The 14,093-nt window shown below is 58.5% G+C and carries 16 protein-coding genes; 14 read left to right on the top strand and 2 right to left on the bottom strand.

Features of this window, described 5'->3' with window-relative positions; genetic code table 11:
* Positions 1 to 30 precede the first annotated feature (30 nt).
* The 6 genes from ispF (at position 31) to rpoS (ending at position 5,131) form a co-directional block, all read left to right on the top strand.
* Positions 31 to 504, top strand: a complete 474-nt coding sequence (gene ispF, locus ACOZJV_RS14900; protein WP_020296599.1) for a 2-C-methyl-D-erythritol 2,4-cyclodiphosphate synthase — start codon at positions 31 to 33, stop codon at positions 502 to 504.
* The gene (gene truD / locus ACOZJV_RS14895; RefSeq protein ID WP_421547955.1) at positions 501 to 1,559 is read left to right on the top strand and encodes a tRNA pseudouridine(13) synthase TruD; all 1,059 of its coding nucleotides are present in this window, start codon (positions 501 to 503) and stop codon (positions 1,557 to 1,559) included. Before ispF ends, truD begins: the two co-directional genes overlap by 4 nt.
* Positions 1,547 to 2,296 carry a 5'/3'-nucleotidase SurE gene (gene surE, locus ACOZJV_RS14890; protein WP_421547954.1) on the top strand — a complete coding sequence of 250 codons (750 nt, stop codon included), beginning with the start codon at positions 1,547 to 1,549 and terminating at the stop codon, positions 2,294 to 2,296. The genes truD and surE overlap by 13 nt, the downstream gene beginning before the upstream one ends.
* A gap of 41 nt (positions 2,297 to 2,337) precedes the next feature.
* On the top strand, positions 2,338 to 2,973 hold the full coding sequence (locus ACOZJV_RS14885) for a protein-L-isoaspartate(D-aspartate) O-methyltransferase (RefSeq protein WP_177326767.1): 636 nt from the start codon (positions 2,338 to 2,340) through the stop codon (positions 2,971 to 2,973).
* A gap of 211 nt (positions 2,974 to 3,184) precedes the next feature.
* Positions 3,185 to 4,018, top strand: coding sequence for a peptidoglycan DD-metalloendopeptidase family protein (locus ACOZJV_RS14880; protein ID WP_020296595.1), 834 nt, complete (start codon positions 3,185 to 3,187; stop codon positions 4,016 to 4,018).
* 105 nt (positions 4,019 to 4,123) lie between these two features.
* Positions 4,124 to 5,131, top strand: coding sequence for an RNA polymerase sigma factor RpoS (gene rpoS / locus ACOZJV_RS14875; protein ID WP_020296594.1), 1,008 nt, complete (start codon positions 4,124 to 4,126; stop codon positions 5,129 to 5,131).
* Between the two features lie 521 nt (positions 5,132 to 5,652).
* Here the strand turns inward: rpoS and fdxA are convergent.
* Both fdxA and mutS read right to left on the bottom strand, forming a co-directional pair.
* The gene (gene fdxA, locus ACOZJV_RS14870) at positions 5,653 to 5,976 is read right to left on the bottom strand and encodes a ferredoxin FdxA (protein ID WP_020296593.1); all 324 of its coding nucleotides are present in this window, start codon (positions 5,974 to 5,976) and stop codon (positions 5,653 to 5,655) included.
* 143 nt (positions 5,977 to 6,119) lie between these two features.
* Positions 6,120 to 8,699 (bottom strand): DNA mismatch repair protein MutS, encoded by a 2,580-nt coding sequence (gene mutS / locus ACOZJV_RS14865; RefSeq protein WP_421547953.1) that lies wholly within the window; start codon positions 8,697 to 8,699, stop codon positions 6,120 to 6,122.
* 188 nt (positions 8,700 to 8,887) lie between these two features.
* Here mutS and ACOZJV_RS14860 point away from each other — a divergent pair, with 188 nt between their 5' ends.
* From ACOZJV_RS14860 to ACOZJV_RS14825, 8 genes are all read left to right on the top strand, one after another.
* A complete protein-coding gene (locus ACOZJV_RS14860) occupies positions 8,888 to 9,631 on the top strand; it encodes an XRE family transcriptional regulator (protein ID WP_078470086.1) in 744 nt (247 codons plus the stop codon).
* 514 nt (positions 9,632 to 10,145) lie between these two features.
* Positions 10,146 to 10,493 carry a phage holin family protein gene (locus ACOZJV_RS14855; RefSeq protein ID WP_421547952.1) on the top strand — a complete coding sequence of 116 codons (348 nt, stop codon included), beginning with the start codon at positions 10,146 to 10,148 and terminating at the stop codon, positions 10,491 to 10,493.
* A gap of 135 nt (positions 10,494 to 10,628) precedes the next feature.
* Positions 10,629 to 11,270 carry a hypothetical protein gene (locus ACOZJV_RS14850; protein WP_421547951.1) on the top strand — a complete coding sequence of 214 codons (642 nt, stop codon included), beginning with the start codon at positions 10,629 to 10,631 and terminating at the stop codon, positions 11,268 to 11,270.
* Between the two features lie 82 nt (positions 11,271 to 11,352).
* The gene (locus tag ACOZJV_RS14845; protein WP_201129647.1) at positions 11,353 to 11,544 is read left to right on the top strand and encodes a hypothetical protein; all 192 of its coding nucleotides are present in this window, start codon (positions 11,353 to 11,355) and stop codon (positions 11,542 to 11,544) included.
* A gap of 90 nt (positions 11,545 to 11,634) precedes the next feature.
* Positions 11,635 to 12,126: a phage tail tube protein gene (locus tag ACOZJV_RS14840; RefSeq protein WP_201129648.1), complete on the top strand. Its 492-nt coding sequence runs from the start codon at positions 11,635 to 11,637 to the stop codon at positions 12,124 to 12,126.
* Positions 12,127 to 12,134: 8 nt separating this feature from the next.
* A complete protein-coding gene (locus tag ACOZJV_RS14835) occupies positions 12,135 to 12,485 on the top strand; it encodes a phage tail assembly chaperone family protein, TAC (protein WP_421547950.1) in 351 nt (116 codons plus the stop codon).
* Between the two features lie 77 nt (positions 12,486 to 12,562).
* Complete coding sequence (locus tag ACOZJV_RS14830; protein ID WP_421547949.1) at positions 12,563 to 12,769, top strand: hypothetical protein; 207 nt, start codon at positions 12,563 to 12,565, stop codon at positions 12,767 to 12,769.
* 58 nt (positions 12,770 to 12,827) lie between these two features.
* Entirely contained in the window at positions 12,828 to 14,078 is a 1,251-nt protein-coding gene (locus tag ACOZJV_RS14825) for a phage tail tape measure protein (protein ID WP_421547948.1), read from the top strand.
* The last annotated feature ends 15 nt before the right edge of the window (positions 14,079 to 14,093 follow it).

The following is a 14,093-nucleotide window of genomic DNA, read 5'->3' as shown; positions in this document are numbered from 1 at the left end:
CACGCCCTGACTAAATCGGGGCGTTTTTTTATGCGTATTGGCCACGGCTATGATGTGCACCGTTTTGCTGAAGGCGACTTCATTACTCTGGGCGGCGTGCGAATTGCACACAGCTTCGGGCTGCTCGCCCATTCCGACGGTGACGTGGTACTCCACGCCTTGAGCGATGCCTTGCTCGGTGCTGCGGCGCTGGGCGATATCGGCAAGCATTTTCCGGACACCGACCCGCAATTCAAGGGCGCCGACAGCCGTGTGCTGCTGCGTCACGTGGTCGCACTGATCCACGGCAAAGGCTGGAAAGTCGGCAATGTCGACAACACCATCGTGGCCCAGGCGCCGAAGATGGCACCCCATATCGAAGCGATGCGCGCGCTGATTGCCGCGGATCTGCAAGTTGAACTGGATCAAGTGAACGTGAAAGCTACCACCACCGAAAAACTCGGCTTTGTCGGTCGCGAAGAAGGCATCGCCGTGCACAGCGTCGCCTTGTTGCTGCGCGCATGACGGAACAGGAATTGCTGGGCCCGCGGGCCTATGGCCAGGCTTTGGGCAGCGCGGTGCTGAAAGCCAGCGCCGAGGATTTCCAGGTCGACGAAGTGCTGGATATTCCGCTGACGGGTGAAGGCGAGCATCTGTGGTTGTGGGTGGAAAAGCGTGGCCTGAACACCGAAGAGGCGGCCCGGCGGATTGCCAAGGCGGCGGGTGTGCCTTTGCGCACCGTCAGCTATGCCGGCCTCAAGGATCGCCAGGCGCTGACCCGGCAGTGGTTTAGCGTGCAGTTGCCCGGCAAGGCCGACCCCGATCTTGCCGCGGCGGAAAACGACACCCTGAAGATCCTCAAGACCGCCCGCCACAAACGCAAGCTGCAACGCGGTGCCCATGCCGCCAATGGCTTTACCCTGCGTCTGACCCAGCTCAAGGCCGACCAGGCCGCTATCGACGAGCGCCTGAAACTGATCGCGCAACAGGGCATTCCCAATTACTTCGGTGCCCAACGCTTCGGCCATGACGGCGGCAACCTGGTGGACGCTCGCGATTGGGCGGCACGCAAGGCCTTGCCGGAGCAGCGTAATGTGCGCTCGCGTCTGCTTTCGACGGCCCGCAGCTATGTGTTCAACCAGGTGCTGGCGGCGCGAGTGGCCGATGGCAGCTGGCAGCGTGCCCAGGTCGGCGATTTGCTGGCGTTCACCGACAGCCGCAGTTTTTTCCCGGCCGGTGAGGCGGAATGCAGCGATCCAAGGCTGGCGATTCTTGACCTGCACCCGACCGGGCCGCAGTGGGGGGAGGGCGAATCGCCCGCCGCCGGTCTGACCCATGCCCTGGAGCAGCAAGTCGCTACCCGCGAGGCTGACCTGTGCGATTGGTTGATAAAAGCCGGAATGAGCCACGAACGTCGCATCCTGCGGCTGCCCATTGGCGGGTTGACGTGGCATTATCCCGAGCCTGACATTCTGCAATTGGAATTCGTCCTGCCGGCTGGATGCTTCGCCACCGTATTGGTGCGCGAACTGGTCGATCTGGTGCCGGTAGGGCAGACGGACAGCCCATGCGTATTCTGATTTCTAACGACGATGGGGTAACAGCACCCGGTCTCGCCGCGCTTCATGCTGCGCTGGCGGATTATGCCGAATGCGTGGTTATCGCCCCGGATCAAGACAAAAGCGGCGCCAGCAGCTCGCTGACGCTCGACCGTCCGCTGCATCCGCATATCTTGAGCAACGGCTTTATCGGTATCAACGGTACGCCGACCGATTGCGTGCACCTTGGCCTCAATGGCCTGCTTGAGCGCGAACCGGACATGGTGGTTTCCGGGATCAACCTGGGGGCGAACCTGGGAGATGACGTGCTGTATTCCGGCACTGTCGCGGCTGCACTCGAGGGGCGTTTCCTTGCGCTTCCGGCCTTTGCCTTTTCGCTGGCATCGCGCCAGGTCGAGAACCTGCCCACTGCCGCCTATTTCGCGCGCAAGCTGGTGGAGGCCCATGGCTCGCTGGATCTGCCGCCGCGTACAGTGCTGAACGTGAATATTCCCAACTTGCCACTCGATCATATTCGCGGCATTCAGCTGACTCGCCTGGGCCATCGTGCACGTGCGGCGGCGCCGATGAAGGTGGTTGATCCGCGCGGCAAGGCCGGCTACTGGATTGCCGCCGCCGGCGACGCCGAAGACGGCGGCCCGGGCACGGACTTCCATGCCGTCATGCAGGGTTACGTGTCCATCACTCCGTTGCAGCTCGATCGCACCTTCAGCGATGCATTCAACAGCCTCGATGGCTGGCTGGAGGGGCTGCGCTGATGGCTCGTGAGCAAGACGATTTGCTGCGTCGCGGTATCGGAATGACTTCCCAACGCACCCGCGAGCGGCTGATTCAGCGTCTGTACGACGAAGGCCTGTCCAACGCCCAGGTACTGGAAGTCATCAGGCGTACGCCACGCCATCTGTTCGTCGATGAAGCATTGGCGCACCGAGCCTACGAAGACACCGCACTGCCGATCGGTCACAACCAGACCATTTCCCAGCCCTACATGGTGGCGCGCATGAGCGAGCTGCTGCTGGCTGCCGGGCCTCTGGACAAGGTGATGGAGATTGGTACGGGGTCGGGGTATCAGACGGCAGTACTTTCGCAATTGGTCGAGCGGGTGTTTTCCGTCGAGCGCATCAAGGTGCTGCAGGATCGGGCCAAGGAGCGCCTGGTCGAGTTGAACCTGCGCAACGTGGTATTCCGTTGGGGCGATGGATGGGAAGGCTGGCCGGCGCTGGCGCCCTACAACGGCATCATCGTGACCGCCGTCGCCACCGACGTGCCCCAGGCGTTACTGGATCAACTGGCTCCTGGCGGGCGTCTGGTGATCCCGGTCGGCGCCGGCGAAGTCCAGCAACTGATGCTGATTGTCCGTGAAGAGCAGGGCTTTTCACGGCATGTGCTGGGTGCCGTGCGGTTTGTGCCGTTGCTCAATGGCCCGCTGGCCTGAGCATTTGTTTACGCGGGGTGAATTCTGTTTGATCGGCTGTGTCTTACAGCCGGACGAATCAAGAAACCCGCCTTGTGCCCCCGCAAGCCTGGTGGTGCGTCCAATGATTTGGTCAAGCCCACGGTAAAGCGCGAGCGGCCAGTTATACTGGCGACACTTGATGCCCGAATCGGGCAGCTTTCATATTCCACCACCACAAAGGGAGCGGCGGGTGAGTCTCACGGTCATTGCGCAGCGTATGGGTACCACAAGCTTTCAGCGACTGATGATCGGCTTTGTCTTGAGTTCCTTGTTGGTCGGCTGTTCCAGTACCAAATCCAGCAGCGTCGGCGTGGTTGACCGCAACAATGCGGCCCCACAGCGTCCGACCGTGACCACTGGGCAATATGCCGTAAGGCGTGGCGATACCTTGTTCTCGATCGCCTTTCGTTACGGTTGGGACTACAAGGCACTGGCGGCGCGCAACAACATTCCCGAGCCCTACACCATTCACCCTGGGCAGACGATCCGTTTTGACGGCCGTACAGGTTCGGCGCCAACGACAGTTGTCACTAGTTCACAATCAACCGCCTCTTCTTCGAGTAAAACTACGGTCACGCGGCGCCCTGTCGGCGCCTCGCCAACGATTGCGAGCAAGCCGGCGCCGGCGCCATTACCGCCTGCAGGCCCCGCCCCGACTGGCTGGGGCTGGCCTTCGAACGGTATTTTGATTGGTAAATTCTCTTCAAACGGTAGTTTGAATAAAGGCATTGATATCGCCGGGGATTTGGGACAGCCTGTTTTAGCTGCGTCTGATGGGACGGTGGTTTACGCCGGGAGTGGCTTAAGGGGCTACGGCGAATTAGTCATCATCAAACACAGCGATACCTACGTCAGTGCCTACGGTCATAACCGCAGGTTGTTGGTTCGGGAGGGGCAGCAGGTCAAAGTCGGACAGACAATTGCCGAAATGGGGTCAACTGGTACAGACCGGGTGAAACTGCACTTTGAGATTCGCCGACAAGGGAAACCTGTAGATCCGCTGCAATTCTTGCCACGTCGTTGATCGGTTACCAGCCTGTTCCGTCACGTAGAGGGAACAGGCTCCAGCGTTGCCAAGGATAAAGGCGCCGCTTGAGCTTGAGGTCGAACTCACCAAAGGACTATAACAATGGCTCTCAGTAAAGAAGTGCCGGAGTTTGACATCGACGATGAGGTGCTCCTTATGGAGACCGGCATCGCTATGGATTCGATGTCGAATAATGAAGGGGCTGCACCGCCTTCCGTTCGCGCCAAATCCAAACACTCCGCAACGCTTAAGCAACACAAGTACATTGATTACACGCGAGCGCTCGACGCGACGCAGCTGTACCTCAATGAGATCGGCTTTTCCCCGTTGCTCTCCCCGGAAGAAGAAGTCCACTTTGCGCGACTGTCGCAGAGCGGTGACCCGGCCGGGCGCAAGCGCATGATCGAAAGCAACTTGCGACTTGTGGTGAAAATCGCCCGACGTTATGTCAACCGCGGCCTTTCCCTGCTGGACCTGATCGAAGAGGGCAACCTCGGGCTGATCCGGGCGGTGGAAAAATTCGATCCGGAGCGTGGTTTTCGCTTCTCGACCTACGCGACCTGGTGGATTCGTCAGACCATCGAACGCGCGATCATGAATCAGACCCGCACCATTCGGTTGCCGATTCATGTGGTCAAAGAACTCAACGTCTACCTGCGGGCCGCACGTGAGCTGACTCAAAAGCTCGACCATGAACCTTCCCCCGAAGAAATCGCCAACCTGCTGGAAAAACCAGTGGGAGAGGTCAAGCGCATGCTGGGCTTGAACGAGCGGGTTTCTTCGGTTGATGTCTCGCTGGGTCCGGATTCGGATAAAACCTTGCTGGACACCCTCACCGACGACCGTCCAACTGACCCTTGCGAGCTGCTGCAGGATGACGACCTGTCCCAGAGCATCGATCAATGGCTGTCCGAGTTGACCGACAAGCAGCGTGAAGTCGTCATCCGGCGCTTCGGCTTGCGCGGTCATGAAAGCAGCACCCTTGAAGACGTAGGGCTCGAAATCGGTCTTACTCGGGAACGAGTCAGACAGATTCAGGTAGAAGGTCTGAAACGCCTGCGGGAAATCCTTGAGAAGAACGGCCTTTCCAGCGAGTCATTGTTCCAATAATAGCGCTGGCCGCCGTCGTCGATAAAAAGCCCCGACCTGTTCGGGGCTTTTTTATGGGCTATGGAATGTTTTTAGCAAAGGAGATGCACTGCCAAATGGGAGTAGTTAGAAATCGCGTGTAAGCCAAAGCCTACTCTTTCGTAAGTGTTTGGGCTCTAACGGCTTGGAAGTTGCCCTTTTATGTGTGGGTATTTTTCTAAGTAATTGATTTATATGTATTTATTTTTATGTGGCGGTTGAGTAAAGGCACTTCTTACAGGGTCGGCAGCAGTTGCTACCTGGCTGAAAGTCTTTAATATCAGCCCTGTGTCGACGGATAGACACTGCCATCAAGGACGATGGTCAGGGACATCGCAGGAAGCGATTCATCAGGACGATGAAAAGGACTACAGGGAATAGGGAAAAATGTGGGCGGGTCATACCGCCCCTTTTTTTCGCCTGTAAAAAAGTGACAGTAGAAAAGCTCTTTCCCTGAAAAGCAAAAAGGCCCGCAAGGGGCCTTTTCGGGAACGCGGCGGTAATCAGCGTTCGAGGTCTTTGATCTTGCCTTTGACGCCATCCCACTCTTCGGCATCCGGCAACGATTCTTTCTTCTCAGTGATGTTGGGCCAGATCTCGGCCAGTTCAACGTTCAGCTGAATGAATTCCTGCATCTCGTCCGGGACTTCGTCTTCGGAGAAAATGGCTACAGCTGGGCATTCAGGCTCGCACAGCGCGCAATCAATGCACTCATCCGGGTGAATCACCAGGAAGTTCGGGCCTTCGTAAAAGCAGTCCACCGGACAGACTTCTACGCAGTCGGTGTACTTGCACTTGATGCAGTTGTCGGTGACGACGAAGGTCATTTCTAATTCTCTCCTCAGGCGGCGGCAGCGGAGCCCCTTCATGACGGGGTCGCCAGGTTTGGGAGCGATAGTCTGCGGACCAGGCTTAAAAGTCCGCAGCATCCCAAACCGCGCGAGATTCTAACAGCTTGAAGGCGTCTGCGTTAGATGCGTGTCTTCAATGTATAGAGCATTTCCAATGCCCTACGTGGCGTCATGTCGTCCAGATCGAGCTTGGCCAGGTCTTCAAGCACCGGATGAGGCAGGCTGGCGAACATGTCGCTTTGCTGTGGAACCGACGTTTTTTCCGAAGCCGGGCGTGCGACTTCATGGGGCAGGCTGGTGGTTTCCAGACGGCTCAGGTGCTCGCGGGCACGCAGGATCACCTCGCTCGGCACCCCAGCCAGCTGGGCCACGGCCAGGCCGTAGCTCTGGCTGGCCGGCCCTGGCAGCACGTGGTGCAGGAAGACGATACGTTCGTTGTGCTCAGTGGCATTGAGGTGCACGTTGGCTACCAGCGGCTGGTTTTCCGGCAGCACCGTCAGCTCGAAGTAGTGGGTGGCGAACAGCGTGTAGGCGCGCAGGTGGGCGAGACGTTCTGCCGCAGCCCAGGCCAGGGAAAGACCGTCAAAGGTACTGGTGCCGCGGCCCACTTCGTCCATCAGCACCAGGCTGCGTTCGGTGGCGTTGTGCAGGATGTTCGCGGTTTCGCTCATTTCCACCATGAAGGTCGAGCGGCCGCCCGCCAGATCGTCGCTGGAACCGATCCGGGTGAAGATCCGGTCCACCAGTGACAGCTCGCAACTGGCGGCGGGTACGAAGCTGCCGATATGGGCCAGCAGCACAATCAAGGCGGTCTGACGCATGTAGGTGGATTTACCGCCCATGTTCGGACCGGTGATCACCAGCATGCGGGTGTTGTCATCCAGGCTCAGGTCATTGGCCACGAACGGCGTGCTCAGCACCTGCTCGACCACCGGGTGGCGTCCCTGGCTGATGCGCATGCAGGGCTCGCTGACAAAACGCGGGCAATTCAGGTCAAGGTTCAGCGCACGCTCTGCCAGGTTGCTCAGCACGTCCAGCTCGGCCAGGGCCGCGGCGGTGTCCTGCAGGGGCGGCAGGTGGCTGATCATGGTCTCCAGCAGGGCCTCATAGAGCATTTTCTCGCGGGCCAGGGCCCGGCTCTTGGCGGACAAGGCCTTGTCTTCGAATTCCTTGAGCTCTGGGGTGATAAAGCGCTCGGCGCCCTTGAGGGTCTGGCGTCGGATGTAGTCCGCCGGAGCCTGTTCGGCCTGTTTGCTTGGCAGCTCGATAAAGTAGCCATGAATGCGGTTGTAGCCGACCTTCAGGTTGGCCAGGCCGGTGCGGGCTTTTTCCCGGGCCTCGAGATCGATCAGGAACTGCCCGGCGTTCTCGCTCAAGGATTGCAGTTCATCGAGCTCGACGTCGTAGCCGGTCTTCAGCACGCCGCCGTCACGGATGACCGCCGGCGGATTGTCGATGATGGCTTTTTCCAGCAGCGCCGCGAGCTCCGGGTAGGTGCTGGTGGTCTGTGCCAGTTGAGTAAGGTGCGGACCTTCCAGTTCTGCCATTGCCACTTGCAATTCGGGCAGCGCCGCCAATGCGTCACGCAGGCGTGCCAGGTCGCGCGGGCGGGCATTGCGCAGGCCGATACGGGCGAGGATCCGCTCGATATCGCCGATCTCTTTCAGCTGCGGTTGCAGCTTCTCGAAGCGATAGCCATCCAGCAGGCAGGTAATCGAGGTCTGCCGCGCCTGTAGGACCTTGAGGTCACGCAGCGGACGGTTCAACCAGCGAGTCAGCAGGCGGCTGCCCATGGCGGTCTGGCAACGGTCGACCACCGATTGCAGGGTGTTGTCGCGACCGCCGGCCAGGTTGGTGTCCAGCTCCAGGTTGCGCCGGCTTGCGCCGTCCAGCACCACGGTGTCGTCCAGGCGTTCGTGCCGCAGGCTGCGCAGATGGGGCAGGGCGGTGCGCTGGGTTTCCTTGGCGTAACTGAGCAGGCAACCGGCGGCGCCGATGGCCAGGGTCAGGTTCTCGCAGCCAAATCCCTTGAGGTCCTGGGTCGAAAACTGCTGGCACAGGCTCTTGTGGGCCGAGTCACGCTCGAAGTCCCAAGGCGCGCGACGCCGCACACCACGACGCTTCTCTGCCGGCAAACCCTGTGGCCAGTCATCCGGGATCATCAGCTCGACCGGGTTGACCCGCTCCAGCTCCGCCAACAGGTTTTCCCAGCCTTTGATCTCCAGCACGGTGAAGTTGCCGCTGGTAATGTCCAGGACCGCCAGGCCAAACAGACGCTCGTCACCCAGCACCGCGGCGATCAGGTTGTCGCGGCGTTCATCGAGCAACGCCTCGTCACTGACCGTGCCTGGGGTGATGATGCGCACCACCTGGCGGTCCACCGGACCTTTGCTGGTGGCCGGGTCGCCCACTTGTTCGCAGATCACCACCGACTCGCCGAGCTTGACCAGCTTCGCCAGGTAACCTTCCGCCGCATGGTAAGGAATGCCACACATCGGAATCGCCTGGCCCGCCGACTGCCCGCGTGCTGTCAGGGTGATGTCGAGCAGCTTGGCGGCCTTCTTGGCGTCTTCGTAGAAGATTTCGTAGAAGTCGCCCATGCGATAGAACATCAACTGATCAGGGTGCTGGTTCTTGAGGCGCCAGTACTGCTGCATCATCGGTGTGTGGGAGGACAAGTCTGAGAGTGCTTTATTCATCGGGTAGGTAGGCAAATTCGTTGAAAGTGGTGGGGCAAGGGCGGGGCATCGGCCCGGCGTTTCCGCGATGGGCGCAAGGTTACCATGGGCGGTCGGCCCTTCGCAGGCGTGAGGCCGTAGGTTGTTTCTGAAAAGAATGCATAAAATATGCAAATCAGCATTTGTCATCGGCGAAAAGAACGAGCAATATGCGCGTTATGCAAAAACGCAATGTTTCTACCGTCTTAAGAGAACTGCTCGATCGCAACGGAATCTCCCCTACGGAGCTTCACCGTCGAACCGGCGTGCCTCAATCCACACTCTCGCGGATCCTCAGCGGCAAGATCGTTGATCCGTCGGACAAGCACATCTCGCGCATCGCCGAGTACTTCCAGGTCAGTACCGATCAACTGCGCGGGCGCGCTGAGATTGCCCCAGGCCGCGCGGCGATTGGCGACGAGATACATTCCGAACTCAAGGACATAAGTCTGTGGGACGACGATACGCCTGTCGATGACGACGAGGTCTCGGTCCCCTTTCTTCGAGAGGTTGAATTGGCTGCAGGATCAGGAAGATTCGTCATCGAGGAAAGCGAGCGCGCCAGCCTGCGTTTTGGCAAGCGCAGCCTGCGCCATAACGGTGTGCAGTTTGACCAGGCCAAGTGCGTCACAGTGCGCGGCAACAGCATGCTGCCGGTGCTGCGCGACGGCGCCACCGTGGGCGTCAATGCCGGCAAGTGCGGTATCGGCGACATCGTCGATGGCGACCTCTACGCCATTAACCATAATGGCCAGTTGCGGGTGAAGCAGCTGTATCGCCTGCCTACCGGCATTCGCCTGCGCAGCTTCAATCGCGACGAGCATCCGGATGAGGACTACAGCTTCCAGGAAATTCAGGAAGAGCAGATCACCATCCTCGGCCACGTCTTCTGGTGGGGCATGTACGCCCGCTAACCGAACCGCCGTCAGATAAAACCCGCCACCGAGTGGGTTTTTTTTCGCATGCAGAAAAGCCGTGAGCCTTGTGCGACAAGGGATTCATGCGCTCGTGCATTTCTTGCGCGCAAATAAATGCATTTATGCATTGACTGTATATGCATAAACGCATATTCTTTGTCTCAAGCCGCTCAACAACGGCGACCAACACCGCTCTTTAGTGGCAAAGCAAAGGCAGCGATGAACCGGCCTCAACGGTTCAGAGGGTTGGCAACTGACCCGGGTGTGCAGCGTAAAGCACCAGAAGCAGTTATCCGGCGGACAGGGTCGCGGTCGGAGGAACAATTTAAATGGATCCGTACCGCGCCAGTAGCGCCGAAAGATCAGAAGGACCGCATTACTGAAAAGCCTGGGCAACCGGGCTTTTTGGAATGCCTGCCTAACTGTATGCCCCTTGGCGATACAGGCTCACAGCAGCACCCGCATTATTTTCCGGCCAATGAATTGGCTTTTCCCGCACTGGAGGTAAGACATGACAAACGAGCAACAAGCGTTGCTGGACATGCCGATCTGGCTGGTCATCGTCCTCGCTCTGGTGGGTGGCGTGTCCGGCGAGATGTGGCGCGCTGACAAGGAGGGTGCCCGAGGCTGGCTGCTGGTGCGACGACTGGCCCTGCGCTCCGGCGCCTGCGTGGTCTGCGGTGTCTCGGCGATCATGCTGCTGTACGGCGTCGGCGTGTCGATCTGGACCGCCTGCGCACTCGGCTGCCTGACCGCCATGGCCGGCGCCGATGTCGCCATCGGCCTTTATGAACGTTGGGCGGCCAAGCGGATTGGGGTGTGCGAGGTGCCACCGCGGGACTCTCACTCTGATCAATGAGCAATTAATAATTAGTTATGAGTGATGGACGCCGATTAGTTGATCGCACGTCGTAAGGAGTTGCAGCAGTTTTTTGTATGCAAGGCCGTTTCAAAAATGAGCACGTAAGCTCGTAAAAATACTATCGGAGATGTTATGGGAAAGATTAAAGCTGTATTGCTGTTGAGTCTGTTTTCGTTGATGAGTATTTCAATTAACTCCTGGGCGGATACCGCACTGTCCTGGAACTTGGCGAGGGACGTGATCTTTATAAAGGAGAACCCTGCGACGAACTCGCCTTGGACATTTATGCAGAATGCCTCGGGACTGAATAAGCCCGAAAACTACACCCTGCTGCCTTACTTTAAAGCGGACGACTGTGGCGGCAAGCCAGCAACCTGCTGGAGAGATCCAGTATCTGAGTCTCTTGTATCGGTCCATTTCAAGACTTACACCTTTACCGAAAACGTCGGCTATGTTCTCGAGCCAGGTAACGTGGGGCTACACCCTGGCAAAAATAGCCAAACAATCATCCGCTGGGCCAGCCCTGTGGTTGGAGAGGTCAATGTTCTCGGGCGTATCAATCACATCCACTATGGTTGTGGTGACGGTGTCAGCTGGTCCCTGAACCTTGACGGTACGGTTCTTCAGTCTGGCACCTTGGCCAAAGGTCAGGGGGCTATCGTTTCAGTAAGTAAAGTTCCTGTTACCAAAGCGTCCTCCCTCTATTTTGTTCTCGACAAGAAGGGCGCTTATTACTGCGATACCAGCACCATCGACCTGTTGATCACCAAGTAATTAAGGACAAGTCTGGATGTATCAACGTTTGAAACGCCCCACGTGATCACCACCCCGATCAACGCGAAGAGAATGAACAGCGATGAATGATGAAGAACTGGCGGCGATCAATCGTCTGGTTGCGGCCCTGCAAACCCAAGCAGATGGTCAGTTGGCGTTGAACGCAGCCATCCGTCTGCTGGCCCAGAGTAATCAGGCGCTGGTCGATCTGATCAAGAGCCGAGAGCCAGATCCGAACGCCCCCCCTTATCTCGATGGCACGCCCGCTCCGTGAGCTGCCGGGCGGCCTGAGCCAGCCTTTCAAACCGAGTCATACCCATTGCCCGCCATTGCGGGTTTTTTATTGTTCGCAGGAGAACACCCGATGTCGATTCTTACCCAAGGTACTCAAATTTTTGCCCTTGTTCCGTCGCTCGCCGGCAGCGGTCCGTACACCGTGTTGGAAATCGAACACGCAACCTCTTTCGATCCAGGCGGTGCACCCGCTGAGCAAATCGAAGACACCAGCCTCAACGCAGCAGAGCGCAGCTACAAAAAAGGTCTGCGTACTCCAGGCACCGCCAGCCTGGGTCTGAACGCCGACCCTGCAAACGCCAGCCATATCCGCCTGCATCAGCTTTCCGAGGCTGATGGCGACACCAGCGTCAAGTGGGTGGTGGGCTGGTCCGACGGTAAAGGCGTGGTACCCACCGTCAACACCAAGGGTGACAACTTCGAGCTACCGGCCACTCGCACCTGGTTTGCCTTCGACGGCTACGTCTCGGACTTCCCTTTCAACTTCGCGCTGAACGCGGTGGTCACTACCACCGTCACCATTCAACGCACGGGTGGTTCCACCTGGATCAAGAAAGCCTGAGAGGCCCTATGAACCTCAAACAACTGAAAGCCAAAGGCGGCATCGTCGACGGTCAAGCAGTCAAAAAGGAAGTGAGCTGGACTCATCCAGACAGCAAAACGGGGAAGGAGGTGACCGACACCTTCACCCTGCACATCCGTCGGCAGTCCTTCGGTGTGATCGAGCGCCTGTTTGCCCAGGGTGAGTCCGAGTCTAGTCGCAATGCCAGTTTCATCGCCGCATCGGTGGCATTGGGTGCTGAAGGCGCGGAAAGCCTCAGTTACGACGACGCCTATAACCTTGAACCGTCGTTGGGTTTCCTGATCCTGAACGCGGTGAATGAGGTCAACGGCACAGGTGGCGCCGCCGCAAAAAACTGAGTGCCGCCGATGAGTTCTGGCACGAACTTGTACTGAACGGAGTCGGCGGCCGGACCATAGCTGAAGCCAAGGAGCGCATGACCTATCACGAAGCCCTGGCGTGGGGGCGCTATATCGATCGATATGGCTCCCTGCATTCCGGTAGGCGGCTGGAGGCGGGCAACGCACTGGTTGCATTGCAGACCCACCGGCTGGGCGGGGGCACGGCTGAATTGCTGGATTTCATGCCTTATGAACAACGCTTGGGGATGTCACTCGAGCGCGCAATGAACGAGTGGTGCTAGGACAGGCCACTTTTCTCAAACCCGTTTCGACGGGTTTTTTCATGACCCGGAGAAACCTATGGCAACTGCTTCCCAAGGGAATCTGCTGCTGGACCTTGGCAGCCTGGAACGGGCCTTGGATAAAGCACAGCGTATTACCGATCAAGGCATGCGCAGCATGCAGCGACGAGTCGAAGAGGCCGGAAAGAAAATGGCTGATGCCTTAGCCATTTCGTCTGCGTCTGCGTTGGACGCGACTTCCAGTGCCTTCGGCGATCTACGCAAGGCCTATGACCCGGCAGCCAAAGCAGCCGATGAATTTGTAAAAAGCCAGAGCGCCTTGAACGCACTGCTCCAGCAGAACAAGAGTGTTGGAGCCGAGTATGCCCAGTCTCTGGATAAACAGTGGTTACAAAGCGCAGCGCAGGCCCCGGCGAGCTACACCGACAAGGCGGGAATCAGTTTTCCAGTAGGTGATGCTTACGGCCGGGTAACGCAGCAGAGCGCCGATTACGCGACAAAACTTGATGAATTGAAGGCCAAGCACAGCGAAACCACGCAACAGATCCAGAGCGATTATGGGCAGATGGGCGAGTTGCTCGATGGATGGAAGAATGGAGCGCAGTCCGCTTTTAGCGACTACATGAGTAGCGCCAACGACGTGGCAGGCAAGACCAAGGCCGTGTTTACCAGTGCCTTCCAACAAATGGATGAGGCGATCCTGCAGTTCGCCACCACGGGCAAATTCTCCTTTTCAGATTTTGCCAAGTCGGTGCTCAAGGACATGGCGATGCTGGCGGCAAAGACGGCGGCTTCCAGTGCGCTAAGTTCGTTGTTCGGCATGATCGGTTCTACGGTAAGTAGTCTTTTCCCCAGTGCTGCCCCAGCATCCCGCACCTTCACTGTGGGTGGTGTATCGAATGTGTTCACCCCGCAACTCGATGCTTCCGGTGTAACGCCGCCGGTGTTTTCTCATGCCAAAGGTGGGGTCTTTACTAACTCCGTGGCCATGGGGCCGACGCTGGCGCCAATGGCCCTTTTCGGTGAAGCCGGACCAGAAGCCATCATGCCTTTGAGTCGTGGCTCCGACGGTTCGCTGGGTGTTGTTGCGTTGGGCGGCGGACAGTCTGGCACCACCAGTAACCAGCAAGTGGTCATCCAGCAGACCATCAATGTGGCCGACGGTCAGGCTGGCGCTTCTGGGGCCGGCATGAACTCGCAGAACCTCGCCAATGCCTACGCCAGTGCCGCCAAGCAAGGCGCTGCCGAGCAGATCGCTCGTGACCTGAAACCGGGCGGCCAAATCTGGTCCGTCATCAACGGCCGCTGATTCCCAGCGGCCGCA

Origin of the sequence: Pseudomonas sp. QD4 (assembly GCF_049199125.1) — a bacterium.
GTDB lineage: Bacteria > Pseudomonadota > Gammaproteobacteria > Pseudomonadales > Pseudomonadaceae > Aquipseudomonas.
Note: the sequence above shows the minus strand (reverse complement) of the source record. Positions and strands in the feature narration are given on the sequence as shown.